Annotated in this window: 1 protein-coding gene; it reads left to right on the forward strand. The window is 53.9% G+C overall.

Annotated elements, in window-relative coordinates; translation table 11 throughout:
* Positions 1 to 6: 6 nt before the first annotated feature.
* Positions 7 to 764, forward strand: a protein-coding gene (locus ACR0IV_RS21750; protein WP_480661162.1) for an IS5 family transposase whose coding sequence is annotated in 2 segments (ribosomal slippage) — positions 7 to 328 and positions 328 to 764 — 759 coding nt in all. Because the reading frame shifts where the segments join, the coding sequence is not laid out codon by codon here.
* Positions 765 to 777 lie beyond the last annotated feature (13 nt).

The following is a 777-nucleotide window of genomic DNA, read 5'->3' on the forward strand; positions in this document are numbered from 1 at the left end:
GTGAACATGTCTGATCTTTTCTGGTTGAGCGACGAGCAAATGGCGCGTCTGGCGCCCTTCTTCCCAAAGTCCCACGGCAAACCTCGCGTTGATGACAGGCGTGTCTTGAGTGGGATTATCTTCATCAATCGCAACGGGTTACGGTGGCGCGATGCACCTAGGGAATATGGACCACATAAGACGCTCTATAATCGTTGGAAGCGATGGAGTGACAAAGGTATCTTTGCCCAGATGTTGGTCGGCTTGGCTGCCAACCACGGCGAAGAAAAGACGGTCATGATCGATGCTACGTACCTCAAAGCCCATCGCACAGCGTCCAGTCTTGCGGTGAAAAAGGGGGACGTGGACGTCTGATTGGGCGCACTAAGGGTGGCATGAACACAAAGTTGCATGCGGTTTGTGACAGTCGGGGACGCCCTTTGAATCTGTTTGTCACTGCGGGTCAGGTCAGCGACTACATTGGTGCGAGGACATTGATTAGCAGTCTGCCCAATGTCGAATGGTTGCTGGGTGACCGCGGCTATGATGCTGATTGGATCAGAGAAACGTTGAAAGACAAAGGGATACGCGCGTGCATCCCATGCCGTAAACAGCGCAAGACAGCTGTCCGATACGACAAGCGCCGCTACAAACGCCGCAATCGGATCGAGATCATGTTTGGCAGATTGAAGGACTGGCGCCGTGTGGCGACGCGGTACGACAGGTGCCCCAGAGTATTCCTCTCAGCAATCGCTCTCGCCGCTTTGGTCATCTATTGGTTATGAGTCCTGAGCCTAG

The sequence above is a fragment of the Ruegeria sp. C2 genome (assembly GCF_056537765.1).